Source organism: Cellulomonas carbonis (genome assembly GCF_014636275.1).
GTDB classification, from domain to species: Bacteria; Actinomycetota; Actinomycetes; order Actinomycetales; family Cellulomonadaceae; genus Actinotalea; species Actinotalea carbonis.
This window is the reverse complement of sequence record NZ_BMEB01000001.1, coordinates 341448-365117: the sequence shown is the minus strand read 5'-3', so window position 1 is coordinate 365117 and position 23670 is coordinate 341448. Positions and strand designations below refer to the sequence as shown.

General features: G+C 74.1%; 21 protein-coding genes. 4 read left to right on the top strand and 17 right to left on the bottom strand.

The genetic code is table 11. The annotated features are described in order from the left end of the window. Positions 1-236 precede the first annotated feature (236 nt). Positions 237-1610, bottom strand: a complete 1374-nt coding sequence (locus IEV86_RS01660; RefSeq protein WP_043608343.1) for a replication-associated recombination protein A — start codon at positions 1608-1610, stop codon at positions 237-239. Between the two features lie 176 nt (positions 1611-1786). Between IEV86_RS01660 and IEV86_RS01655 the strand changes: the two genes are divergently transcribed. Beyond that, on the top strand, positions 1787-4030 hold the full coding sequence (locus tag IEV86_RS01655) for an MMPL family transporter (RefSeq protein WP_043608341.1): 2244 nt from the start codon (positions 1787-1789) through the stop codon (positions 4028-4030). 84 nt (positions 4031-4114) lie between these two features. Here IEV86_RS01655 and IEV86_RS01650 read toward each other — a convergent pair whose 3' ends face one another. Then, positions 4115-4903 carry a GNAT family N-acetyltransferase gene (locus IEV86_RS01650; protein ID WP_052426408.1) on the bottom strand — a complete coding sequence of 263 codons (789 nt, stop codon included), beginning with the start codon at positions 4901-4903 and terminating at the stop codon, positions 4115-4117. Continuing rightward, positions 4900-6726, bottom strand: coding sequence for an aspartate--tRNA ligase (gene aspS, locus IEV86_RS01645; protein ID WP_052426407.1), 1827 nt, complete (start codon positions 6724-6726; stop codon positions 4900-4902). The genes IEV86_RS01650 and aspS overlap by 4 nt, the downstream gene beginning before the upstream one ends. A gap of 135 nt (positions 6727-6861) precedes the next feature. On the opposite strand from aspS, the gene IEV86_RS01640 reads away from it, so the two are divergent. After that, positions 6862-7326 (top strand): PPOX class F420-dependent oxidoreductase, encoded by a 465-nt coding sequence (locus IEV86_RS01640; protein WP_043608339.1) that lies wholly within the window; start codon positions 6862-6864, stop codon positions 7324-7326. A 146-nt stretch (positions 7327-7472) separates the two neighbouring features. Continuing rightward, positions 7473-7616: a hypothetical protein gene (locus IEV86_RS01635; protein WP_161784067.1), complete on the top strand. Its 144-nt coding sequence runs from the start codon at positions 7473-7475 to the stop codon at positions 7614-7616. A 15-nt stretch (positions 7617-7631) separates the two neighbouring features. Here IEV86_RS01635 and IEV86_RS01630 read toward each other — a convergent pair whose 3' ends face one another. Both IEV86_RS01630 and IEV86_RS01625 read right to left on the bottom strand, forming a co-directional pair. Continuing rightward, on the bottom strand, positions 7632-8654 hold the full coding sequence (locus tag IEV86_RS01630; protein ID WP_043608336.1) for an Rv2578c family radical SAM protein: 1023 nt from the start codon (positions 8652-8654) through the stop codon (positions 7632-7634). Between the two features lie 112 nt (positions 8655-8766). Next, on the bottom strand, positions 8767-9438 hold the full coding sequence (locus IEV86_RS01625; protein ID WP_306460084.1) for an MBL fold metallo-hydrolase: 672 nt from the start codon (positions 9436-9438) through the stop codon (positions 8767-8769). A gap of 360 nt (positions 9439-9798) precedes the next feature. Here IEV86_RS01625 and IEV86_RS01620 point away from each other — a divergent pair, with 360 nt between their 5' ends. Next, positions 9799-11547 (top strand): DUF349 domain-containing protein, encoded by a 1749-nt coding sequence (locus IEV86_RS01620; protein WP_188484522.1) that lies wholly within the window; start codon positions 9799-9801, stop codon positions 11545-11547. An 84-nt stretch (positions 11548-11631) separates the two neighbouring features. Here the strand turns inward: IEV86_RS01620 and IEV86_RS01615 are convergent, their stop codons facing one another. From IEV86_RS01615 to pdxS, 12 genes are all read right to left on the bottom strand, one after another. Beyond that, positions 11632-14079, bottom strand: a complete 2448-nt coding sequence (locus IEV86_RS01615) for a RelA/SpoT family protein (RefSeq protein ID WP_081978427.1) — start codon at positions 14077-14079, stop codon at positions 11632-11634. An 85-nt stretch (positions 14080-14164) separates the two neighbouring features. Next, positions 14165-14710, bottom strand: a complete 546-nt coding sequence (locus IEV86_RS01610) for an adenine phosphoribosyltransferase (protein WP_202595129.1) — start codon at positions 14708-14710, stop codon at positions 14165-14167. Beyond that, positions 14707-15825 carry a protein translocase subunit SecF gene (gene secF, locus IEV86_RS01605; RefSeq protein WP_043602329.1) on the bottom strand — a complete coding sequence of 373 codons (1119 nt, stop codon included), beginning with the start codon at positions 15823-15825 and terminating at the stop codon, positions 14707-14709. Before secF ends, IEV86_RS01610 begins: the two co-directional genes overlap by 4 nt. Next, the gene (secD, locus tag IEV86_RS01600; RefSeq protein WP_043602331.1) at positions 15825-17660 is read right to left on the bottom strand and encodes a protein translocase subunit SecD; all 1836 of its coding nucleotides are present in this window, start codon (positions 17658-17660) and stop codon (positions 15825-15827) included. Before secD ends, secF begins: the two co-directional genes overlap by 1 nt. 62 nt (positions 17661-17722) lie before the next feature. Further along, complete coding sequence (gene yajC / locus IEV86_RS01595; protein ID WP_043602333.1) at positions 17723-18100, bottom strand: preprotein translocase subunit YajC; 378 nt, start codon at positions 18098-18100, stop codon at positions 17723-17725. A gap of 161 nt (positions 18101-18261) precedes the next feature. Then, positions 18262-19290: a Holliday junction branch migration DNA helicase RuvB gene (gene ruvB / locus IEV86_RS01590; protein WP_043602460.1), complete on the bottom strand. Its 1029-nt coding sequence runs from the start codon at positions 19288-19290 to the stop codon at positions 18262-18264. After that, entirely contained in the window at positions 19283-19897 is a 615-nt protein-coding gene (gene ruvA, locus IEV86_RS01585) for a Holliday junction branch migration protein RuvA (RefSeq protein WP_043602335.1), read from the bottom strand. Before ruvA ends, ruvB begins: the two co-directional genes overlap by 8 nt. A 94-nt stretch (positions 19898-19991) precedes the next feature. Beyond that, positions 19992-20579 carry a crossover junction endodeoxyribonuclease RuvC gene (gene ruvC / locus IEV86_RS01580; protein WP_043602337.1) on the bottom strand — a complete coding sequence of 196 codons (588 nt, stop codon included), beginning with the start codon at positions 20577-20579 and terminating at the stop codon, positions 19992-19994. 53 nt (positions 20580-20632) lie between these two features. Further along, on the bottom strand, positions 20633-21394 hold the full coding sequence (locus IEV86_RS01575; RefSeq protein ID WP_043602339.1) for a YebC/PmpR family DNA-binding transcriptional regulator: 762 nt from the start codon (positions 21392-21394) through the stop codon (positions 20633-20635). A gap of 12 nt (positions 21395-21406) precedes the next feature. Then, positions 21407-22024 (bottom strand): pyridoxal 5'-phosphate synthase glutaminase subunit PdxT, encoded by a 618-nt coding sequence (gene pdxT, locus IEV86_RS01570; RefSeq protein WP_043602341.1) that lies wholly within the window; start codon positions 22022-22024, stop codon positions 21407-21409. A 53-nt stretch (positions 22025-22077) separates the two neighbouring features. Then, positions 22078-22647 (bottom strand): NUDIX hydrolase, encoded by a 570-nt coding sequence (locus IEV86_RS01565; protein ID WP_052425794.1) that lies wholly within the window; start codon positions 22645-22647, stop codon positions 22078-22080. Further along, complete coding sequence (gene pdxS / locus IEV86_RS01560; protein ID WP_043602343.1) at positions 22644-23546, bottom strand: pyridoxal 5'-phosphate synthase lyase subunit PdxS; 903 nt, start codon at positions 23544-23546, stop codon at positions 22644-22646. Before pdxS ends, IEV86_RS01565 begins: the two co-directional genes overlap by 4 nt. Positions 23547-23670 lie beyond the last annotated feature (124 nt).

Genomic DNA, 23670 nt, shown 5'->3' with positions numbered 1-23670 from the left:
CGCGACGGCTGACTGCCGGCGGGTGTGGGACCGACCATCGTGCTGCGGCTGAGGTCCCCAGGGTGGTCGTCCGTGAGCGGACAACCCCACGATCCTACACGGGTCGGGCCGTCCCCCGGCCGCGCGGGTGGACCACCACCGTGCGCAGGCCGCGCCGCGCCGTCCACGAGCCACCGTCGTCGGCCGCCCTCGGCCACCCGTGCCCTGCTCACGCGCACCCGCCGGCGCCGGTCGGCTCACCCGCCGCGGAGGATCTGGCGGATCCGGGCGAGCCTCGTCGAGATCTCCCGCTCCTGGCCGCGGTCGGACGGCTCGTAGTACACGGTGCCCGCGAGCTCGTCGGGTGCGTACTGCTGCGTCGCGACGGCGTGCGGCGCGTCGTGGGCGTACCGGTAGCCCGCGCCGTGACCGATCCGCTGCGCACCGGAGTAGTGCGCGTCGCGCAGGTGCGCCGGCACGGGGCCCGCCCGCCCGGCCCGCACGTCGGCGATCGCCGCGTCGACCGCCCGGTACGCCGCGTTGGACTTGGGTGCGGTCGCGACGTGCACGACCGCCTCCGCGAGGATGATCCGGGCCTCGGGCATCCCGATGAGCGCGACCGCCTGGGCCGCCGCGACCGCGGTCTGCAGCGCCGTCGGGTCGGCCATCCCGACCTCCTCGGCCGCCGCGATGACGACGCGTCGAGCGATGAACCGCGGGTCCTCCCCCGCGACCACCATCCGCGCGAGGTAGTGCAGCGCGGCGTCGACGTCCGAGCCGCGCATCGACTTGATGAACGCGCTCGTCACGTCGTAGTGCTGGTCGCCGGCCCGGTCGTACCGGACCGCCGCGACGTCGACGGCACGCTCGACCGCCGCGAGGTCGACCGACGGCGACGCGTCGTCCTCGTCGGTCGCGGCCGCCTCGAGCGAGGCGCCCGCCGCGGCCTCGAGGATCGTGAGCGCCTTGCGCGCGTCCCCGCCGGACAGCCGCAGCAGGTGGTCCTCGGCGTCGGGCTCGAGGACGACGCTGCCGTCGAGGCCCCGCGGGTCCTCGACCGCGCGGCGGACGAGCAGGCGCACGTCGTCGTCGTCGAGCGGTCTGAGCGTCAGGAGCAGGGACCGTGACAGCAGCGGCGAGTTCACCGAGAAGCTCGGGTTCTCGGTCGTCGCCGCGACGAGGGTGACCCACCGGTTCTCGACGCCCGGCAGCAGGGCGTCCTGCTGCGTCGTGGAGAAGCGGTGCACCTCGTCGATGAAGAGCACGGTCTCGCCGCCGCCCGTCGCGAGCCGCCGTCGCGCGTCCGTCACGACCGCACGCACGTCCTTGACGCCGGAGGTCACGCCCGACAGCTCGACGAACCGTCGTCCCGACGTCAGGGCGACGAGGTAGGCGAGGGTGGTCTTCCCGGTCCCGGGCGGGCCCCAGAGGACCACCGACGACGGCACCGCGCGTCCGGCCGCACCCTCGGGCTCGACCAGGCGCCGCAGGGGCGAGCCCGGTGCGAGCAGGTGCGACTGCCCCGCGACCTCGGCGAGGGTCCGCGGCCGCATCCGGACGGCGAGCGGCGCGCCCTCCTCGACCGCGGGCAACCCCTCGGCCGTCGAGGTCGTCGCGTCGAACAGGTCCATGACCGGCGAGCCTACGCACGTGCACCGACAGGCGGGCCCGAGCGCGTGGCCGCCTGTCGCCGCCCAGAACGCGCGCCCGCGCGCACCGGCGTCGTGCCGGCACCTGTCGTGCGTGTCCCCGCACGGCACGCGGCGCGTCCGGACGAGCGTGCGGCGCGGCCGTGGCACCTGCGAGGATGCACGTCGTGTTCGACTCCCTGGGTCGCCTCGCGGCTCGCGCGCCCCGGACCGCGATCGCCGTCTGGGTCGTCGTCACCGTCGCGTGCTTCGCGCTCGCCGTCGTCGGGGTGGGTGGCGAGACGCTCTTCGAGCGGCTCTCGACCGGCGCACCGGCCGTCCCGGGCTCGGAGAGCACGCGCGCCGACGAGATCGTCGCCGACAACGCGACCGGTGGGCCGTCGCTGAGCCTGGTCGTCGAGGGCGTGCCCGTGGGGACCGAGGGGCTCGCGGAGCCGCTCGCCGACGCGCGCGCCGAGCTCGCTGCGGTCGACGGCGTCGAGCTCGTGATCGACCCGTTCGCCCTGCCCGAGGGCCCGACGAGCCCGGCCGCCGCGCCGCTGGTCGCCCAGGGCGCCGACGGATTCCTCGTCGTGGTCGAGCTCGCCGCCGACCTCGAGGAGGAGACCGAGGACGCCGCCCTCGAGGAGGTCGAGTCCCTCCTGCGCGACGTGCCCGCGTCGCTGCGCGACGTCGCCCCCGACGCGACGGGCCAGGTGGGCGGCACGTCGCTCATCGTCGAGGAGATCACCGAGCAGGTCGAGGAGGACCTGCGGACCGGGGAGACGGTCGCGCTGCCCGTCGCGCTCCTGGTCATGGTGCTGGTGTTCGGCGGCTTCCTCGCCGCGTCGATGCCGATGGCCGGCGCGGTCGCCTCGATCGCGGCGGGCCTGGGTGCCGTGTACGGCCTCACGAACCTGCTCGACCTCGACTCGTCCGTGGTCAACGTCGTCACGCTGCTGGGGCTGGGGCTGTCGATCGACTACGGCCTGCTCATCGTCTCGCGGTACCGCGAGGAGCTGCACCTCCTCGTCGACGACGACGACACGGCGCCCCACCGCCGGCGCCGCCACGACCCCGTGGTCGAGACCGCCCTGCGACGCACGCTCAGCACGGCGGGCCGCACCGTCGCGTTCAGCGCGGTCACGGTCGCGATCTCGATCAGCGGCCTCATCGTGTTCCGGCCCGACATCCTCCGTGGCTTCGGGGCGGCGGGCGTCTCCGTCGTGCTCGTCGCCGTCGCCACCGCGCTGACGCTCGTGCCCGCGCTCCTGCGCCTCACGGGGCGTCGCCTGATCGCGCCGGGACTCCTCGCGCGGGTGCCCGGGCTGCGTGCGGTGCTCGCCCGCACCGGGGACGTCGCCTCCGAGGAAGGCCTCTTCTCGCGTCTGGCAGGGCGGGTGCAGCGGCACCCCTGGTGGGTTCTCGCGGGCTCCCTGGCCGTGCTCGCGCTGCTGGCCGTCCCGGTGGCGCACATGGAGCTGCGCAACTCCGCGATCGAGCTCCTGCCCGCCGGCAGCGACCAGCGGACCTACGTCGCGACCATCGCCGCCGAGTACCCCGCGTCGGAGGCCCCCGCGATCCAGGTCGTCGCACGGACGTCCGCCGAGGAGCTGACCGCCTGGTCGCAGGAGGTCGCCGGGCTCGACGACGTCGTCGCGGTCGACCCGGCCGCAGCGCTCGGCGACTACGCGGTGCTCGGCGTGCGCCCCGACACCGAGGACGCCGGCGGCGCCGTGGCGAGGGACGTCGTGCAGGCGGTGCGTGACCTCGAGGCACCGTTCCCGACGTGGGTCACGGGGCAGGCCGCGAACCAGATCGACTTCGTCGACGCGCTGGTCGACCGCGCACCGCTCGCGGTCGCCATCGTGGTCCTCGCGACCTTCGTGCTCCTGTTCCTCATGACCGGCTCCGTCGTCATCCCGCTCAAGGCGCTGCTGACCAACGCGGTGTCGCTCGCCGCGTCGCTCGGCGTCCTGGTCTGGGGCTTCCAGGACGGCCACCTCGAGGGGCTGCTCGGCTTCGCGTCCACGGGCGGGATCGAGACCTACGTCGTCGCGCTCATCGTGGCGTTCGGCTTCGGCCTCGCGATGGACTACGAGGTGTTCCTCCTGTCCCGCATCAAGGAGCTGTACGACGCCGGCGCGTCCAACGACGACTCGGTGCGACTGGGTCTGCAGCGCTCGGGCCGGATCATCACGTCGGCCGCCGTCATCATCGTCGTGGTCTTCGCGGGCTTCATCTTCGGTGAGCTGCTCGTGATCAAGGAGGTCGGCTTCGCGCTCGCCGTCGCGGTCGTCATCGACGCGAGCCTCGTCCGGATGCTCCTCGTGCCGGCCACCATGACGCTCCTGGGCCGCTACAACTGGTGGGCCCCGGGCCCGCTCCGACGCGTCCACGAGCGGTTCGCCATCACGCACTGAGACGGCGCCCGCCGGGCCGCCGTCGACCGCCGCCCGGACAGGTCGGCTCGGCGCGAGCCGACGCGACGGACCCACGCGTCGTCGTCAGGCCACGGGCCTCCGGGAGGCGAACTCGTGCCGCAGCCGGAACCCGTGCCGCAGGTACACGCGGCGGGCGGGCTCGTTGTCGGCGTACATGCCGAGGCTCACCATCGGCTCGCCGACCTCGGGCCTGACGGCGAGGCAGTCGGAGACCGTCGCGGCGAGCACCGCTCCCGCGAGCCCGCGGCCACGGTGGTCCGGGTCGACGCCGAGCGAGACGACGTGCGGCGAGAGCCCCGGGCCGAGCGTCACCGCCCCGGCGACGGCGACGAGCCGCCCGTCGTGCCGTGCCCCCCACCAGCCGAGCAGGCGCTCGTCGTCGGGCGGCGTGCTCGCGGTCGGGTGCGCGCGCCCGAGGCACTCGGCGACCGCCGCGGTCGTGCCCGGCGTGAGCGGGAGCCGCTCGGCCCGCGAGCGGTCCGTGCCGACGAGCGGCGCGTCGGTCCAGAACCAGTCCCAGTGCGACGCGCCGTCGGCGAGCCCGAGCGCCGCTCGGTCGTCGCACCCCAGCAGGTCCCACGCGCCGCGGGTCAGCGTCGCGAAGCGCACGCCCACCATCAGTCCGGGCTCGTGCCCGACCGCAGCCGCGAGCGGGGCGAGCGCTGCGGGCGCCCCGAGCCCGACGAGGCCGCGGTCGCGGCCCCGCTGCTCGACGACGACCGCGAGGGCGTCGTCGGACGCGAAGCCGCCCAGGACCACGCCGGCACCGAGCTCGCCGAGCAGGTACGGCTCGGTGCACCACGGCCCCGGGAGGTCGACGACCGGCCCGGGGCCCAGCGGCGACCCGCTCACCTCGCGGCGGCGGCCTCTCCCTGCGCGGCGCCGGTGCCGGCCGGCCCCGCCTGCGCCGCCGCGCCACGCGGCTCGGGTGCGGCGTCGACACCCGCCTCCTTGCGCTGCTGCGCGCTGATCGGCGCGGGAGCGCCCGTCAGCGGGTCGAAGCCGCCACCGGACTTGGGGAACGCGATGACCTCACGGATCGACTCCGACCGTGTGAGCAGCGCGACGATCCGGTCCCAGCCGAAGGCGATGCCACCGTGGGGCGGCGCGCCGAACTGGAACGCGTCGAGCAGGAAGCCGAACTTCTCCTGCGCCTCCTCGGGCCCGATGCCCATGACCTCGAACACGCGCTGCTGCACGTCGCGGCGGTGGATACGGATCGACCCGCCGCCGATCTCGTTGCCGTTGCACACGATGTCGTAGGCGTACGCGAGCGCGTTGCCCGGGTCCTCCTCGAACCGGTCGACCCACTCGGGCGTCGGGGACGTGAAGGCGTGGTGGACCGCGGTCCACGACCCCGACCCGACCGCGACGTCGTCGTCCTCGCCCGTGGGCTTGAACAGCGGTGCGTCGACGACCCACACGAACGACCACTGGTCCTCGTCGACGAGCCCACCGCGGCGACCGATCTCCAGGCGCGCGGCGCCGAGGAGCGCACGCGCCTCCGACGGCTTGCCGGCCGCGAAGAAGACCGCGTCACCGGGCGACGCGCCGACCGCGGCGACCAGCCCGGCGCGCTCGGACTCGGAGATGTTCTTGGCGACGGGACCGCCCAGCTCGCCGTCGGCGCCCACCGTCACGTAGGCGAGGCCCTTCGCGCCGCGCTGCTTGGCCCACTCCTGCCACGCGTCGAAGCCGCGGCGCGGCGTGGAGGCGCCGCCCGGCTGCACGACCGCGCCGACGTAGGGCGCCTGGAAGACACGGAACGGCGTGCTCGCGAAGAACTCGGTCAGCTCGACTAGCTCGAGCCCGAAGCGCAGGTCGGGCTTGTCGGTCCCGTAGCGGGCCATGGCGTCGGCGTACGTCATGCGCGGGATCGGCGTCGGGATGGTGTAGCCGATGAGCTCCCAGAGCGCGACGAGCACTTCCTCGCCCACCGCGATGACGTCGTCCTGCTCGACGAAGCTCATCTCTACGTCGAGCTGGGTGAACTCGGGCTGCCGGTCCGCGCGGAAGTCCTCGTCCCGGTAGCACCGCGCGATCTGGTAGTAGCGCTCCATGCCGGCGACCATGAGCAGCTGCTTGAAGAGCTGGGGCGACTGCGGGAGCGCATACCAGGAGCCGGGCGACAGCCGCGCCGGCACGACGAAGTCCCGCGCCCCCTCGGGCGTGGACCGCGTGAGCGTGGGCGTCTCGACCTCGACGAACTCGTGCGCGTCGAGCACGCGGCGCGCGGCGGCGTTCGCGCGGGCCCGCAGGCGCAGCGCGGCGGCGGGGCGCGGACGGCGCAGGTCGAGGTAGCGGTGCTGGAGCCGGGCCTCCTCGCCGACGTGCTCGTCGAGCGCGGACGAGACCTGGAACGGCAGGGGCGCCGCCTCGTTGAGCACCGTGACGGACTCGGCGGTGACCTCGACCTCACCCGTGGCGAGGTTGCTGTTCTCGTTGCCCTCGGGACGGCGACCGACCGGCCCCGTCACCTGGAGCACGTACTCGTTGCGCAGGCCGTGCGCGACCGCCTCGTCCCGGATGACGACCTGGGCGATGCCCGACGCGTCGCGCAGGTCGATGAACGCCACACCGCCGTGGTCCCGACGCCGGTCGACCCACCCCGTGAGCGTGACGGTCTGGCCGATGTGCTCGGCTCGCAGCGAGCCGGCGGTGTGGGTGCGGAGCACGGAGGGTCCTTCCGGGCGGGTCGGGGAGAGGGGCACCGGTCGCGTCGGCGCCCCGCCGAGTGTAGTCGCGGCGACGACGCCGGGACGCGCGTCCTGGACGAGACTGGAGCCCGTCCACGACGACGAGGAGACCCCATGCCCCGGAAGATCGCCACCACCGACCGCGTCACGCGCGACGAGCTCGTCGCGTTCCTGCGTCCGCGCCACCACGCCGTCCTCGCGACCCGGCGGCGAGACGGCTCACCGCAGATGTCCCCCGTCACGTGCGGCGTGGACGACCAGGGACGCGTCGTCGTCTCGACGTACCCGGACCGCGCGAAGGCGGTCAACGCCCGGCGCGACCCGCGCGTGAGCCTGTGCGTCGTGTCGGACGAGTGGGACCCGTGGGTCCAGGTCGACGGCGTCGCGGAGGTCATCGACCTGCCGGACTCGGTCGAGCCGCTGGTCGACTACTACCGCAGCATCGCGGGCGAGCACCCCGACTGGGACGAGTACCGCCGCGCGATGGTCGACCAGGGCAAGTCGCTCATCCGCGTCACGATCGAGTCGTGGGGTCCGGTCGCGACGGGCGGCTTCCCCGCGCGGCTCGCGGACGGCTGAGGAGGCCCGGCACGCTGAGGAGGCTCGGCGCGCTGAGGAGGCTCGGCGCGCTGAGGAGGCTCGGCGCGGCTGAAATGGCTCGGCCCGGCGCGTCGGGTGCACGCCGCCCTGGTGCGAGCCCGGGGAGCCCGACGCAGGATGGGGTCATGACCGAGACACCCGGAACCCACGAGCACGACGACGACACGACCGACGCGCCCAACCCCGAGTCCGGGGTGGGCGTCGGCGCAGGTGAGCCCAGCACCTTCGAGCCGGAGGAGGACCCGGGTTCGGTCGACCCCGGCGCCTGACCGGTCGGACCACCGTCAGAACAGCGTCGGCTGCGGCCCCACCCCGGACGCGACCGTGACGTCGTCGTCGCCCGGGGTGCGCCACGGCCGCGGCGGGACGAAGCCGTGGCGTCGTCTCAGGTCGGCGACGCGGTTCCTCAACCAGGACGCGTACTCGGTGCTGACGTACGCCCCCCGGCCGTACAGCCGCCGGTACCGCCCGACGAGGGCCGGGTGCTCGCGGGCGAGCCACTGCAGGTACCACGGCTTCACGGCGCCGCGCAGGTGCAGCGGCAACACCGTGACCTCGTTCGCTCCCGCGGCCGCGAGCTCCCCGAGGAGCGCGTCGAGCGCCTCGTCGGAGTCCGTGAGCCACGGCAGCACGGGGGCGACCAGGACCTTGCACTCGAGCCCTGCGGCCCGGACCGCCCTGATGAGGTTGAGGCGCGCGCGCGGGTCGGGCGTGCCGGGCTCGACCGACGCCTGGAGCGCGGGGTCGAGGACCGCGAGCGAGACCGCGACCGACACGGGTACCCGCCGGGCGGCCTCGCTCAGGATCGGCAGGTCCCGACGCAGGAGCGGACCCTTCGTCAGGATCGACAGCGGCGTGCCGGACGCGGCGAGCGCGCCGATGATCCCCGGCATGAGCTCGTAGCGTCCCTCGGCGCGCTGGTAGGGATCGGTGTTCGTGCCGAGCGCGACGTGCTCGCGTCGCCACGACCGACGGGCGAGCTCCGCGGAGAGCACCTCGACGACGTTCGTCTTCACGACGATCTGCGTCTCGAAGTCCCGTCCCGCGTCCAGGTCGAGGAACTCGTGCGTGGGCCGCGCGAAGCAGTACGTGCACGCGTGGAGGCATCCGCGCATCGGGTTGACGGTCCACCGGAACGGCATCCGCGACGCCTCGGGGACCCGGTTGAGGGCACTCTTCGCGGCGACCTCGTGGAACGTGACGCCGGCGAAGTCCGGCGTGCGCACGCTGCGCACGAGGCCCTGGAGGGTCAGGCCCGGCAGCGCGCGCTCCTCCGACGAACCGATCCGCTGGCCGTCCCACCGCATGCCGCCAGTCGAACACGTGTTCGAGCGGCCGTCAAGCGCGTGTACCGTGCGCGGGCGAGCGCCGGGACCGAGCGCGGCGGCGCGGGTGCGCGCGGATCCGGGGAGGGGCCGCTCAGCGTCGCAGGTACGGGTTCACCCGCAGCTCGTCGGCCACGGTCGACGCGGGTCCGTGGCCGGGCAGCACGGCGACGGCGCCGGGCAGGTCGGCGAGGCGTGCGAGGGACGCCGCCATCAGCGACGCGTCGCCGCCGGGGAGGTCCGTCCGCCCGATGGTCCCCGCGAACAGCACGTCCCCCGTGAGCGCCGCACGGGGCGTGCCGCCGTCGTCGACGAGGTAGACGGTCGAGCCCTCGGTGTGACCCGGGCAGTGCACGGCGCGCAGCGGGAGCCGGTCCAGCCCCTCGACGGGGAGCGACCCGTCCGCCCGGACCAGCACGACGTCCGTGGGCTCCTCGTACGGCCCGGCGACGGTCGTCCCGAGGGGCTCGAGCTGACCCCCCAGCGGGCCGAGCGACCCGAACGGGTCGGCGAGCCGGTAGGCGTCCGCCTCGTGCACGACGACGGGCGCCGCCCACGCACGTGAGAGCGCCCCGGCGGACCACGTGTGGTCGACGTGGCCGTGCGTCACGAGGACGGCCCTGGGCACGAGCCGGTCGTCGTGCACGGCGGCGAGCAGCTGGTCGAGCGCGCCCGCGCCCGGGTCGACGACGACGCACGACCCGTCCTCGTCGTGCAGGAGGTAGCAGTTGGTGCCCAGCAGCGGGGCGACGACGGTGCGGATCATCACGCCGCGACGATAGCCCGGCGGCACGCCCGACCCGCCCGGGCATCGCCGCTGCCCACGCGCCTAGACTGTGCGAGGCCCGGCGCAGTGGTGCGCCGTGCCGGCACGGCCCGAGGCCCGCAGGAGGTGACCCCGCATGCTCCCGTCCGAGACGCCGCACATGGCGCCCGCGCACGGCGGCGCCCCGCGCCGGTCGCCCTCGCGGGCCCCCCGGACCCGTCGCCACCGTCGCATCGCGGGCGCCCACGGTGCGCCCGCGTTGGTGACCCTCGTCCCGGCCGGGCCGCGCTGCGGTCCGGGCGCACCGGGCGCGAGCCGTCAGACTCCCCCGCGAGTCGCCATCGAAGGAGCGCAGACCCCGTGAGCCACGACGAGCCCCAGGTCGAGGAGCAGACCGTCGACCAGCCCGACACCGACGCCGTCGCCCCTGCGGACGCCGAGACGGTCGCGCGCACCGACTCCCCCGCCCAGGAGGCGTCGTCCGAGGAGGGTGCGCCCGCAGCGGCCACGTCGGACGACGCCGTGCCTCCCGCCCCCGCGGACGACGACGCACCTGGCGAGGACACCGCACCCGCGGAGGAGGCCGCACCCGCGGACGACGACGCGCCCACGGGCGAGGCCAGTGCGCCGGAGCCAACGCCGCCGGCCGCCGAGGATGAGCCCGCCACGCAGGACGACACCACCCCGGTCGTGACCGACGCGACGACGGCCACCGCACCGACGCCGGGACCGACCCCCGGCAGCGTCCCGCGTCCGCGTGCGGTCCCGCGCCCGCCGGCCGGGAACCGCCCCGCGACGCCCGCGGCCGCCGCGCCCGTCGCGCCCGCACCGCCCGCGCTGTCGCCCGCCGAGAGCGCCGAGGCGGCGCGCTGGGGCCGTGTCGACGACGACGGCACCGTGTGGGTCCGGGAGGCATCCGGGGAACGTGTCGTCGGCCAGTACCCCGACGCCGACCCGGGCGACGCGCTCGCGTTCTACGTCCGCCGCTACGCCGACCTCCACGCCAAGGTCGTGCTGTTCGAGGCTCGCCTGTCGGCGACCGACCTCGCGGTCAAGGAGATCGACTCGACCCTCGCACACCTCACCGAGGAGCTCGCGGAGCCCGCCGCCGTCGGCGACCTCCAGGGTCTGCGCGACCGGCTCGACGCGCTCCGCTCCGTCGCCGCCGAGCGTCGCGCCGCAGCCGAGGCCGAGCGCGCCGCGGCACGTCAGGCGGCCGTGGAGCAGCGCACCGCGATCGTCGAGGCCGCGGAGAAGATCGCCGCGACCGACCCGGAACGCATGCAGTGGCGCCCGGCGGGCGAGCAGCTCCGCACGCTGCTCGACCAGTGGAAGGAGGCGCAGCGCCACGGACCGCGCCTCGACCGCGGGACCGAGGACTCCCTCTGGAAGCGCTTCAGCCACGCCCGGTCCTCGTTCGACCGCGAGCGTCGCCGGTGGTTCTCCGAGCTCGAGAAGCGCAACAGCTCGGCGAAGGCCGAGAAGGAGCAGCTCGTGGCCGAGGCCGAGCGCCTGTCGACGAGCACCGAGTGGGGTGCGACGTCGGCCGCCTACCGCGAGCTCATGACGCGCTGGAAGAGCGCCGGCCGTGCGAGCCGCAAGGACGACGACGCGCTCTGGGCGCGCTTCCGCTCCGCGCAGGACGTCTTCTTCGCCGCGCGCGACGCGAGCCAGCGGCAGACCGACGAGGAGTTCGGCGCGAACCTCCAGGTCAAGCTCGGGCTGCTCGAGGAGGCCGAGCGCCTCGTCCCCGTCCGCGACCTCGCGGCCGCGAAGTCCGCCCTCCGCGACATCCAGGAGCGGTGGGAGCAGGCCGGCAAGGTGCCGCGCGGTGACGTGCAGCGCGTCGAGGGGCGCCTGCGCGCCGTCGAGCAGGCCGTGCGCGACGCGGACCAGGCCCAGTGGCAGCGCACCAACCCCGAGACGCGTGCCCGCGCGGAGGGTGCCGCCGCCCAGCTGGTCGCGGCGATCCGCTCGCTCGAGGAGGACCTGGCGCGCGCCGAGGCGAGCGGGGACGCGCGTCGCGTCGCCGAGGCCCGTGCCGCGCTCGACGCGCGCAGGTCGTGGCTCGAGCAGGTCGAGCGTGCGGCTCAGGAGGCACGCGGCTGACCTCCGTCACCGCGACGAGAGGGGGCCACCCGGAACGGGTGGCCCCCTCTCGTGCTGCCGGGGACGTCCTGCGGCTCCGGCCGCTCAGGTCGGGAACTCGGCGGGCTCGGCCGCCCGGGTCCCCGTGATCCGGTAGACGTCGTACACGCCGTCGACCTTGCGGACCGCGGCGAGGACGGAGCTGAGGTGCGTCGGCTCGGCCATCTCGAAGACGAACCGCGAGATCGCGACGCGGTCGCGCGACGTGGAGACGCTCGCCGAGAGGATGTTGACGTGGTGGTCCGAGAGGACGCGGGTCACGTCCGACAGGAGCCGGCTCCGGTCGAGCGCCTCGACCTGGATCTGCACGAGGAACAGCGTGTTGGCGCCGACGTCCCACTCGACCTCGACCATGCGTTCCGGCTGGGCACGCAGCGACGCGACGTTGTCGCAGTCCGCGCGGTGCACGCTGACCCCGAAGCCGCGGGTCACGAACCCGATGATCGAGTCGCCGGGGACCGGCGTGCAGCACTTCGCGAGCTTCGCCCAGACGTCGCTGACGCCCTTGACGACGACGCCCGCATCACCCGCGCGCAGGCGGCGTGACGTGCGGGCACCGGGCCGCGCGACCTCCGCGACGTCCTCCTCCGTGCCCTCCTCGCCGCCCATCGAGTGCACGAGCCGCTGCACGACCGTCGCGGCCGAGACCTGCCCCTCACCGACGGCGGCGTACAGCGCCGACACGTCGCCGTAGCGCATCTCGTCCGCCAGCCCGACGAGGGACTCGTGCGAGAGCAGCCGTTGGATCGGCAGGTTCTGCTTGCGCATCGCCTTGGCGATCGCGTCCTTGCCGTGCTCGATCGCCTCCTCGCGGCGCTCCTTGGAGAACCACTGGCGGATCTTGTTGCGCGCGCGCGGGCTCTTGACGAACGTCATCCAGTCCCGGCTGGGTCCGGCCGTCTCCGACTTGGAGGTGAGCACGTCGACGACGTCGCCGTTGTCGAGGGTGCTGTCGAGCGGCACCAGCCGGCCGTTGACACGCGCGCCCATCGTGCGGTGGCCGACCTCGGTGTGGACCGCGTACGCGAAGTCGACGGGCGTCGACCCGGCGGGCAGCGCCATGACGTCGCCCTTGGGCGTGAAGACGAAGACCTCGGCGCCGCCGATCTCGAACCGCAGCGACTCGAGGAACTCGGTCGGGTCCGCGGTCTCGCGCTGCCAGTCGACGAGCTGGCGCAGCCACGCCATGTCGCTGCCCGCGTCGACCGCCGCACCGCTCCCCTGCTTCGCGGTCTCCTTGTACTTCCAGTGCGCGGCGACGCCGTACTCGGCGCGGCGGTGCATGTCGTGGGTTCGGATCTGGATCTCGACGGGCTTGCCGCCCGGACCGATCACCGTCGTGTGCAGCGACTGGTACATGTTGAACTTCGGCATCGCGATGTAGTCCTTGAACCGCCCCGGCACGGGGTTCCACCGTGCGTGGAGCGAGCCCAGCGCGCCGTAGCAGTCGCGGACCGAGTCGACGAGGACGCGGACGCCCACCAGGTCGTAGATCTCCGCGAAGTCCCGACCGCGGACGATCATCTTCTGGTAGATCGAGTAGTAGTGCTTGGGGCGCCCCGTGACGGTCGCCCGGATCTTCGCCGCGCGGAGGTCGGCCATGACCTGCTCGCGGACGACCGAGAGGTACTCGTCGCGTGCCGGCGCGCGCTCGGCCACGAGGTGCACGATCTCCTCGTAGACCTTGGGGTAGAGCGTCGCGAACGAGAGGTCCTCGAGCTCCCACTTGATGGTGTTCATCCCGAGGCGGTGCGCGAGGGGCGCGTAGATCTCGAGAGTCTCCCGCGCCTTCTTCTCGGCCGACGCCGCGGGGACGAACTTCCACGTGCGCGCGTTGTGGAGCCGGTCGGCGAGCTTGATGACGAGCACGCGGATGTCACGCGACATCGCGACGACCATCTTGCGGACCGTCTCGGCCTGCGCCGCTGCGCCGTAGGTCACCTTGTCGAGCTTCGTCACGCCGTCGACCAGCATCGCGACCTCGGCGCCGAAGTCGCGGCGCAGGTCGTCGAGCGAGTACTCGGTGTCCTCGACCGTGTCGTGCAGCAGCGCCGCGGCGAGCGTGGGCGGCGTCATCCCGAGGTCGGCGAGGATCGTGGCGACGGCGACCGGGTGCGTGATGTACGGGTCGCCGGACCGGCGCAGCTGCCCACGATGCGCCTTCTCCGCCACCGCGTACGCCCGCTCGAGCACCGAGAGGTCGGCCTTGGGGTGGTTCGCGCGGACCGCGAGCAGCAGCGGCTCGACGGCGGGCGAGGCCGAGGAGCCACGCGTCCCGAGCCGGGCGAGGCGCGAGCGGACCTTGTGACCGGCCGCGCCGAGGTCGCTCGACCGGCGCGGCGCCGGTGCAGCCGTGGAGCTGCCCGCGGACGCAGGGGCGCCGTCGGCCGTCTGGGGACCCACCGTCGCGCCGGACGGGTCGGGCGCCGGGGTCCCGGTAGCCGGGGCGCCGGGCGTGGCCGTGCCGGGACCGGGGCGTGCCGCGTCGGCCATGGTCACCTCCCGTCAGGGTCCGGAGCACACCAGTCTAGGTCCGCCTCCCGCACCACCCGGATCTGGGACGGTGCGCACCGCCCCGTCAGTACGAGAGCAGGGCGTCGAACGGACGGCCCGCGAGCCGTGACCGCCCCTCGAGGTAGGTGAGCTCCATCAGGAAGCTCACCCCGACGACCTCGGCACCGGCCTGCTCGAGCAGCTCGATCGTCGCCGCCGCGGTGCCGCCCGTGGCGAGCACGTCGTCGACGACGAGGATCCGCGCGCCCGGCCAGACCGTGTCCGCGTGGACCTCGAGCACCGCGCTGCCGTACTCGAGGTCGTAGGCGCCCGCGACGGTCTCGCGCGGGAGCTTGCCGGCCTTGCGCGCAGGGATGAACCCCGCGCTCAGCGTCGTCGCGACGGGGGCCCCGAGGATGAAGCCCCGGGCCTCCATCCCGACCACCAGGTCGACGGGTCCGTGCGCACCACCGGCGATGTGGTCGACGACGGCGCGGAACGTCGGCCCGTCCGCGAGGAGCGGCGTGATGTCCTTGAAGACGACGCCCGGCTCGGGGTAGTCGGGCACGTCGTGCACGAGCGCGGCGGCGCGACGGCGCAGCTCCTCGAGCTCAGGCGTCACGGTGCTCACGAACGACCTCCCGGTCCGGACGGACGAGACTGCGGACGACGACGACGCGGCTGGGCGCGCGTCCCGAGGTGCTGCCCGGGGACCAGCGCGCCGACGCGCACCGACCCGGTCGAGGGGCCCGCCTCCGCCGCGGCGACCGCGGCCTCGCGGCGACGGCGCACCTCGGCCTCGTGCGCCGCGCTGCGCGCGTCGCGCTGCTTGAGCCAGGCCAGGAGCGGCGTCGCGACGAAGATCGAGGAGAACGTGCCGACGACGATCCCGATGAACAGCGCGAGGGCGATGTCCCGCAACGTGCCCGCCCCGAGGAGGAACGCACCGATGAAGAGGATCGACGCCACGGGCAGGACCGCCACGACGGACGTGTTGATCGAGCGGACCAGCGTCTGGTTGACGGCCAGGTTGGCGAGCTCGCCGTACGTGTATCGGTGCTGCTCCCCCACCCGTTCGGTGTTCTCGCGCACCTTGTCGAAGACGACGACGGTGTCGTACAGCGAGTACCCCAGGATGGTGAGGAACCCGATGACCGTGGCGGGCGTGACCTCCCAGCCGACCAGCGCGTACAGCCCGACCGTGATGACGACGTCGTGCAGCAGCGCGACGATCGAGGCGACGGCCATGCGCCAGTCGCGGAAGTACACCGTCATCGTGAGGGCGACGAGGCCGAGGAAGATCCCGAGCGCGCGCAGAGCCTTGCTCGTGACGTCCTGACCCCACGTGGGCCCGACCGTCGAGTAGCTCACGGCGGCCTCGTCCACGTCGTACGCGGCGGCCAGGCCCGTGCGCACCTCGGCGATCTCGTCGTCGTCGAGCGGGAGCGTCTGCACGCGCACGGAGTCGCCGCCGAGGACCGACACGCGCGGCACCTCCTCGGTGACGACGCGCTCGACCGCGTCCACGGCGGGCTGCTGCGTCGCCTCGGCGACACCCTCGACGACGAGCTCGGTCCCGCCCCGGAACTCGATGCCGCCGTTCAGCCCTCTGCCGAGCAGCGCGACGATCGTCAGGAGGAGGATCACCGCACTCACGGTGAACCACCGGCGTCGGCGGCCGACGATGTCGTACGACCGACGGCCGGCGTACAGGTCGTTGCCCCACTGGGCCATGCGGCTGGGCATCAGGCGTCCTTCCGCTCGTCGTGGGACGACGCGCTCGTGCTCGAGGACGCGCGGCGCTCCGCCGCACGACGCTCGGCGATCGTCGTGCGTCGCTCGTCGGCCCCGACCGGGACCGCGGTACGCCGCGGGACCTCACCCTCCGGGGGTCCGGACCGGGCGCCAGCCCGCTCACCGGCCCGGGCGACGCCGCCTCGACCCGTGTAGCGGGTCTTCGCCTGCAGCAGGCGGGGGTCGAGCCCGGACAGCGCGTGCCCGGACGAGAAGAAGCGCGTGCGAGCGAGGAGTGCCATGACCGGGTGCGTGAACAGGAACACCACGAGCAGGTCGACGAGCGTCGTGAGGCCCAGCGTGAACGCGAAGCCGCGCACGCCACCGACGGCGAGCACGTACAGCACGACCGCGGCGAGGAAGCTGACCGCGTCCGACGCGAGGATCGTGCGCCGGGCACGCGCCCAGCCGACCTCCACCGCCGCCGCGAGCGGCCGGCCGTCGCGCAGCTCGTCCTTGATGCGCTCGAAGTAGACGATGAACGAGTCCGCGGTGATGCCGATCGCGACGATGAGGCCCGCGACGCCCGCGAGGCTCAGCCGGTACCCGTAGGTCCACGAGAGCACGGCGATGACGCCGTACGCGACGGCCCCGGCGATGACCAGCGAGGCGATCGTCAGCAGCCCGAGCGCCCGGTACTGGACCAGCGAGTAGAGCCCGACCAGGAGCAGGCCGATCGCGCCCGCGAGGATGCCCCGCTGGAGCTGCTCGGTGCCGAGCGTCGCGGACACCTGCTGCTCGCTCTGCACCTCGAAGGTCAGCGGGAGCGCACCGAAGCTCAGCTGACGGGCGAGCGTGCCCGCCGACTCGCGGTCGAACGTGCCGGAGATCTCCGCCTGGCCGTTCGTGATCGGCTCGTTCACCGACGGGGCGGAGATGACGAGTCCGTCGAGCACCATGGCGAACTGGTCGCGCGGCGACTCGAGCGACGACAGCCGCGTCGTCACCTCGCGGAAGAGGCGGCCGCCCTCGCCGTCGAACTCGATGTTCACGACCCAGTCGTTCGTGACGGCACCGGTCGAGCTGACCCGCAGCCCCGACTCGGCGCGCTCGACGTCGTCGCCGCGCACCTCGACCGGACCGAGGACGTACTTGGCGAAGCCGTTCTCGTCGCACGCCACGACCGCCGCGTCCGGGTCGCCGACGAGCGACGAGCCGCCCGTGAGGTTCTCCGGGAGCGTGCAGTCGTACGCGTCGAACTCGGCCTGGAGCTCGGGCGTGATCCACGCGAGGTCGCTCGGGTCGGTGGGCTCGACCTGGGGCGCCTCGGCGGCAGGCTCCTCCGCGGCAGGCTCCTCGGCGGTCGGCTCCTCCCCGGCCGGCTCCTCCGCGGCAGGCTCCTCGGCCCCGGCCGCGTCGTCAGCACCCTCCTGGGCCTCGGGGACCGCGGTCGGACCGCTCACCGCGAGGACCGGACGGAAGAGCATCTGCGCCGACTCGCGCACGAGCTCGAGCGTCTCGGGGCTCGGCCGACCCGGCAGCGCGACGACGATGTTGCGCCCGCCCTGGCTGGTGATCTCGGCCTCGGCGACGCCGGACGCGTCGACACGCTGGCGGATGATCTCGATCGTCTGCTCGATCGTGTCGTCCGTGACCTCCTCGTCGCCGTCGGCGACCGGGGTGAGGATGATCTGCGTGCCGCCCTCGAGGTCGAGCGCGAGGGCGGGCGTCATCGACGCGTCGGACCACCGGTTGCCGGCGAGCAGCGCCCCGAAGAGCCCGACCAGGACGACGAGCAGGGTCACGAGCGAGCGGACCGGGCGACGACGCCGGGGAGGTGTGGCCAAGGTTCAGTCTCTCTCTGTGGTGGCCGACCTCGGGTCGGCCGGCTCACGGACGAGCCGCAGCGTCAGCGCGGGCCCTCGTCGTCACGTCGACGCTCGTCGACGTCGTCGGGCGCGACGAGCGACGACGCGTCGTCGGGGACCTGCAGCTCGTCGTCGCCGTCGTCCTCGACCGCCCCGTCGTCCTCGGGCTCGTCGGTCGGGACGGCCTTGGCGATCGCCGCGTGGACCCACCGCGTCGTCACGCCGGGGGCGATCTCGAGCTCGACCGCGTCGTCGTGGACCGCGACCACGGTGCCCAGGAGGCCGCTCGCGGTCATGACGCGCTGACCGGGGCCGAGGTTGGACCGGAACGAGGCGGCCTCGCGCTGCATCTTCCGGGTACGGCCGGTCATGAGCCAGAGCAGCGCCAGCGCGACCGCGAGCGGGAGCAGGAATTCCATGGTGTCTCTCGTCCTTGTCGATGGGACCGCGCGAAGTCTAGGTGACCTCACCCCGCTGCCCAACGTGCCGCCGCGGTGACGGGTTCCAGCGGAGGACCCTACTCCTGCGTCGCGCCCGCCGGGCGGGACCGATGGCGCTCCCGGTGAGGCGCGGTCCGTGGTCAGCCGAACAGCGTCGGCGCGTTCTCCGGGGGACGCATTCGCAGGTGCTGCCACGTGCGCGTGGTCGCCACGCGCCCGCGCGGCGTCCGGCCCATCAGCCCCTCGCGGACCAGGAACGGCTCGGCGACCGTCTCGACCGTCTCCGGCTCCTCGCCGACCGCGACGGCCAGCGTCGTCAGCCCGACGGGCCCACCGCCGAACCGCACGCACAGCGCCTGCAGGACGGCGCGGTCGAGCCGGTCGAGGCCCAGCTCGTCCACCTCGTACACCTCGAGCGCGGAGCGCGCCGCCGCCCGGTCGAGGGTGCCGTCGCCGCGGACCTCGGCCCAGTCCCGGACCCGTCGCAGCAGACGGTTGGCGATGCGCGGCGTGCCGCGCGACCGCCGCGCGATCTCGACCGCGGCCGGCCGGTGCAGGTCGAGACCGAGCAGCCGGGCCGAGCGCGTGAGCACCTGCTCGAGCTCGTCGTCGTCGTAGAACTCGAGGTGGCCCGTGAAGCCGAAGCGGTCCCGCAGCGGAGCCGGGAGGAGCCCTGCGCGCGTCGTCGCCCCGACCACCGTGAACGGCGGCAGCGTGAGGCCGATCGCGTTCGCCCCCGCCCCCTTGCCCACGACGACGTCGACCCGGAAGTCCTCCATCGCGACGTAGAGCAGCTCCTCGGCGGGCCGCGCGATGCGGTGGATCTCGTCGAGGAACAGCACCTCGCCCTCCTCGAGCGACGAGAGCACCGCCGCGAGGTCGCCCGCGTGCTGGATCGCCGGGCCGGACGTGACCCGGACGGTCGTGCCCAGCTCGGCCGCGATGATCATCGCGAGCGTCGTCTTGCCGAGGCCCGGCGGCCCCGAGAGCAGCACGTGGTCGGGTGCGCGGCCGCGCGCGACCGCCGCCTCGAGCACGAGGCCCAGCTGCTCGCGCACGACCCGCTGACCGACGAACTCCTCGAGGCGCTTGGGTCGCAGCGCCGCCTCGGCCGCGCGCTCCGCGTCCTCGGCCCCCGCGGACACGAGCCGGTCGAGGTCCTCAGCCACGCGCGCCGCCGAGCACGCGCAGGGCACCGCGCAGCACCGCCGCCACGTCGTCGGCCTCGACCGCGACCTCGGTCGGCACGACCCGCGCGACCGCGTCCTCGGCCGCGCGCACGTTCCACCCGAGGCCGACGAGCGCCTCCACGACCTGTCCGCGCTGGTCGCCCGCCGCGGCCGACGGCTGCGCACCCCCCGCGGCGGCGGGCGCCGGGGCGCCGAGCCGGTCGGCGAGCTCGAGCACGATGCGCTGGGCACCCTTGCGCCCGATGCCCGGGACGCGCTGGAGGGCCGCGAGGTCCTCGTCGGCGACCGCGCGCCGCAGAGCGTCGGGCGTGTGCACGGCGAGCATCGCGAGGGCGAGCCGCGGCCCGACGCCGCTCACGGTCTGCACCGTCTCGAACACGTCGCGCTCGTCGTCGTCGGTGAACGCGTAGAGCGTGAGGGAGTCCTCGCGCACCACGAGGGTCGACGCGAGGCGGGCCTCGTCGCCGACCCGGAGGCCCGCGAGCGTCGTCGGCGTCGCGTACGCGAGCAGACCGACCCCCCCGACCTCCACGACGACGGCGTCGAGTCGGACGGACGCGACGCGTCCGCGCAGGCTCGCGATCACACGCACTCCTCAGGGCTGGGCGGCGGCTCGTGACGGTGCGGACGTGGCCGCGTCCGAACACCTGTACGACGCAGAACGCTAGCAGCGACCGCCGTCAGCGGCCGGGACGACGCGCTGCCGCCTCGGCCATCGCCCACGCCTGCTGCGCCGAGGTCCGCGCCGCGCGGTGGGGCGTCACCACGCCCCCGTCCGCACCGGGCGCGATGCCGACCGACGGCCGCCACAGGTGGCAGATGCCGAGGGCGAGCGCGTCGGCGGCGTCCGCGGGTCCCGGGACGGTGTCGAGCCCGAGGATGCGCGCCACCATGAGCTGGACCTGCGGCTTGGCCGCGCGGCCGTTGCCCGTGACGGCGGCCTTCACCTCGCTGGGTGTGTGCAGGGCGACCGGGATGCCGCGGCGCGCGGCGGCGACCATGACGACGCCCGAGACCTGAGCGGTCCCCATGACCGTCCGGACGTTGTGCTGCGCAAACACGCGCTCGACGGCGACGCCGTCGGGACGGTGCTCGTCGAGCCAGCGCTCGACCTCCGCGCCGATCGTGAGCAGCCGGTGGGCTGGGTCCGCGTCGGGCGCCGAGCGCGCGACCCCGACGGCGACGAGCGACACGCGGCGTCCGGGCGCGGAGTCGACGACGCCGAGGCCGCACCGGGTCAGGCCGGGGTCCACGCCCAGAACACGCACCGCAGGAGTCTGTCAGGACGCGGACGCGCCGCCGGGCAGGACGCGCCGCACGGTCACTCCTCCTCGTCGAGCTCCCGCATGACCTCGTCCGACGCGTCGAAGTTCGCGAAGACGTTCTGCACGTCGTCGCTGTCCTCGAGGGCGTCGATGAGCTTGAGGATCTTGCGTGCGCCCTCGACGTCGACCTCGACCTGGGTCGCCGGCACGAACTGCGCCTCCGCCGAGTCGTAGTCGATGCCCGCGTCCTGCAGTGCCGTGCGCACCGCCACCACGTCGGTCGCCTCGCTCATGACCTCGAACGCCTCGCCGAGGTCGTTGACCTCCTCGGCGCCCGCGTCCAGGACGGCGCCCAGGACGTCGTCCTCCGTGAGCCCGTCGGTCTTCGGCACGACGACGACGCCGCGACGCGAGAACAGGTAGGACACCGAGCCGGGGTCGGCCATCGTCCCGCCGTTGCGCGTGAAGGCCACGCGCACGTCGCTCGCCGCTCGGTTGCGGTTGTCGGTGAGGCACTCGACGAGGACCGCGACACCGCCCGGGCCGTAGCCCTCGTACATGATCGTCTGGTAGTCGGCGCCGCCGGCCTCCTGGCCGGAGCCCCGCTTGACCGCGCGGTCGATGTTGTCGTTGGGGACCGACGACTTCTTGGCCTTCTGGATCGCGTCGAACAGCGTCGGGTTGCCGGCCGGGTCACCGCCGCCGACGCGGGCCGCCACCTCGATGTTCTTGATGAGCTTGGCGAAGAGCTTGCCCCGACGCGCGTCGATGACGGCCTTCTTGTGCTTGGTGGTGGCCCACTTGGAGTGACCCGACATTCAACGAACCCCTCAACCGCGGTCGGAGACGATCTGGACGAACAGGCGGTGCAGTCGCAGGTCCCCCGTGATCTCGGGGTGGAAGGACGTCGCGACGACGTCGCGCTCGCGCACCGCGACGATCCTACCGGCGGCCTCCCCCGACGGGACGCGCGCCAGCACCTGCGTGCCGGGACCGACCTCCTCGACCCACGGCGCCCGGATGAACACCGCGTGCACCGGCCGGTCGACGCTGTCCGGGACGCCCTCGACGACGAGGTCGGTCTCGAACGAGTCGACCTGGCGCCCGAAGGCGTTGCGTCGCACCGTGATGTCGAGCCCGCCGATGGTCCGCTGGCCCTCGATCCCGCCCGCGATGCGGTCGGCCAGGAGGATCATGCCCGCGCACGAGCCGTAGGCCGGCAGGCCCGAGCGCACCGCCTCCTGGAGCGGCTCGAAGAGCTCGAACGCGCGCAGCAGCTTGTCCATCGTCGTCGACTCGCCGCCCGGGACGACGATCCCGTCGACGGCCGCGAGCTCGCGCGCGCGGCGCACGGGGACGGCGCGCGCGCCTGACTCCTCGAGCGCGGCGACGTGCTCGCGCACGTCACCCTGGAGCGCGAGCACGCCGACGGTCACAGGTGTGGTCACGGCGGGCGAGTCTACGGGGCGAGCCGCCGTGGGCCGGTGCTCGTCAGATCCGGTCAGTGCCCGTCAGGAAGCCTTCGCACGACCCCGTCCCAGCCGTCGAGGAGGTCGCGGACGACCCCGACCAGACCCGCCGGGAACACCTCCTCGCGCACGTCCGCGAGGTCGTCGAGGGTCCACCAGCGGACCTCGTCCATGAACGCGCGCTCGACGTCGGTCCACCCCGCGTGGTGCACGGCGGCCGGGCGCTCGACCCGCGCGAGGAAGAACTCCTCGTCCTGGCGCACGGTCCGGCGCCAGAAGTCGAAGACGGCGCGACGCCGCAGGACCGGCCCGACGAGCGACGCGGGGTCGACCACGAGGCCTGTCTCCTCGAGCAGCTCACGGGCCGCGGCCTCGCGTGCGGACTCGCCGGCGTCGATCCCGCCCCCGACGGTGAACCACCACGTCCGCTCGGGGCGGTCGACGTCGTGCCCGCGGGCCAGCAGCACCCGGTCGGCCTCGTCGAGCAGGATGACCCGCGCTCCTCGCCGGAACGGCACGCCGTCGTCACCGACGACCCAGTCGGGACCCAGCTCCCACGGAGCCCGGTCCCCCGCGGCCGCCCCGTCGGCGGCCGACGTCACCAGCCGCGCTCGGCGAGCCGGTGCGGCTCGGGGACCTCCTCGACGTTGATCCCGACCATCGCCTCGCCGAGGCCGCGCGAGACCTTGGCGATGACGTCGGGGTCGTCGTAGAACGTCGTCGCCTTGACGATGGCCGCGGCGCGCTCGGCGGGGTTCCCCGACTTGAAGATGCCCGAGCCGACGAACACGCCCTCGGCGCCGAGCTGCATCATCATCGCCGCGTCGGCGGGCGTCGCGATGCCGCCCGCGGTGAACAGGACCACGGGGAGCTTGCCGGTCGCGGCGACCTCCTTGACGAGCTCGTACGGCGCCTGCAGCTCCTTCGCCGCGACGTAGAGCTCGTCCTCGGGGAGCGACGTCAGCCGGCGGAGGTCCTGACGGATGCGCCGCATGTGCGTCGTCGCGTTCGAGACGTCGCCCGTGCCCGCCTCACCCTTGGAGCGGATCATCGCGGCGCCCTCGGTGATCCGGCGCAGCGCCTCACCGAGGTTGGTCGCGCCGCACACGAAGGGGACGGTGAAGCGCCACTTGTCGATGTGGTGCTCGTAGTCGGCCGGCGTGAGCACCTCGGACTCGTCGACGTAGTCGACCCCGAGCGACTGGAGCACCTGGGCCTCGACGAAGTGGCCGATGCGCGCCTTCGCCATGACGGGGATCGAGACCGCCGAGATGATGCCGTCGACCAGGTCCGGGTCGCTCATGCGCGCGACGCCGCCCTGCGCGCGGATGTCGGCCGGCACGCGCTCGAGGGCCATCACGGCGACGGCGCCGGCGTCCTCGGCGATGCGCGCCTGCTCGGGCGTGACGACGTCCATGATCACGCCGCCCTTGAGCATCTCGGCCATGCCGCGCTTGACCTTGGCGGTCCCGATGACGTTCTGGGTGTTCTCGGTGCTCACGTCAGTCCTTGTCTCGGCGGGTGGTCGCGGTGGGGCGGTGACACCCGGTTCGCGTCGAGGGGGCCGCGCGGAGTCGTCGCGCAGCGGCATCCCCATCGTAGTCCTCGGGCGGTGGCGCGACGGA

What these genes read in the sequence shown, in the direction of transcription:
- IEV86_RS01660 (WP_043608343.1), bottom strand. Translation starts at nt 1,610, where the DNA reads ATGGACCTGTTCGACGCGACGACCTCGACGGCCGAGGGGTTGCCCGCG.
- IEV86_RS01655 (WP_043608341.1), top strand. Translation starts at nt 1,787, where the DNA reads ATGCACGTCGTGTTCGACTCCCTGGGTCGCCTCGCGGCTCGCGCGCCC.
- IEV86_RS01640 (WP_043608339.1), top strand. Translation starts at nt 6,862, where the DNA reads ATGCCCCGGAAGATCGCCACCACCGACCGCGTCACGCGCGACGAGCTC.
- IEV86_RS01635 (WP_161784067.1), top strand. Translation starts at nt 7,473, where the DNA reads ATGACCGAGACACCCGGAACCCACGAGCACGACGACGACACGACCGAC.
- IEV86_RS01630 (WP_043608336.1), bottom strand. Translation starts at nt 8,654, where the DNA reads ATGCGGTGGGACGGCCAGCGGATCGGTTCGTCGGAGGAGCGCGCGCTG.
- IEV86_RS01625 (WP_306460084.1), bottom strand. Translation starts at nt 9,438, where the DNA reads ATGATCCGCACCGTCGTCGCCCCGCTGCTGGGCACCAACTGCTACCTC.
- IEV86_RS01615 (WP_081978427.1), bottom strand. Translation starts at nt 14,079, where the DNA reads ATGGCCGACGCGGCACGCCCCGGTCCCGGCACGGCCACGCCCGGCGCC.
- secF (WP_043602329.1), bottom strand. Translation starts at nt 15,825, where the DNA reads ATGCCCAGCCGCATGGCCCAGTGGGGCAACGACCTGTACGCCGGCCGT.
- yajC (WP_043602333.1), bottom strand. Translation starts at nt 18,100, where the DNA reads ATGGAATTCCTGCTCCCGCTCGCGGTCGCGCTGGCGCTGCTCTGGCTC.
- IEV86_RS01575 (WP_043602339.1), bottom strand. Translation starts at nt 21,394, where the DNA reads ATGTCGGGTCACTCCAAGTGGGCCACCACCAAGCACAAGAAGGCCGTC.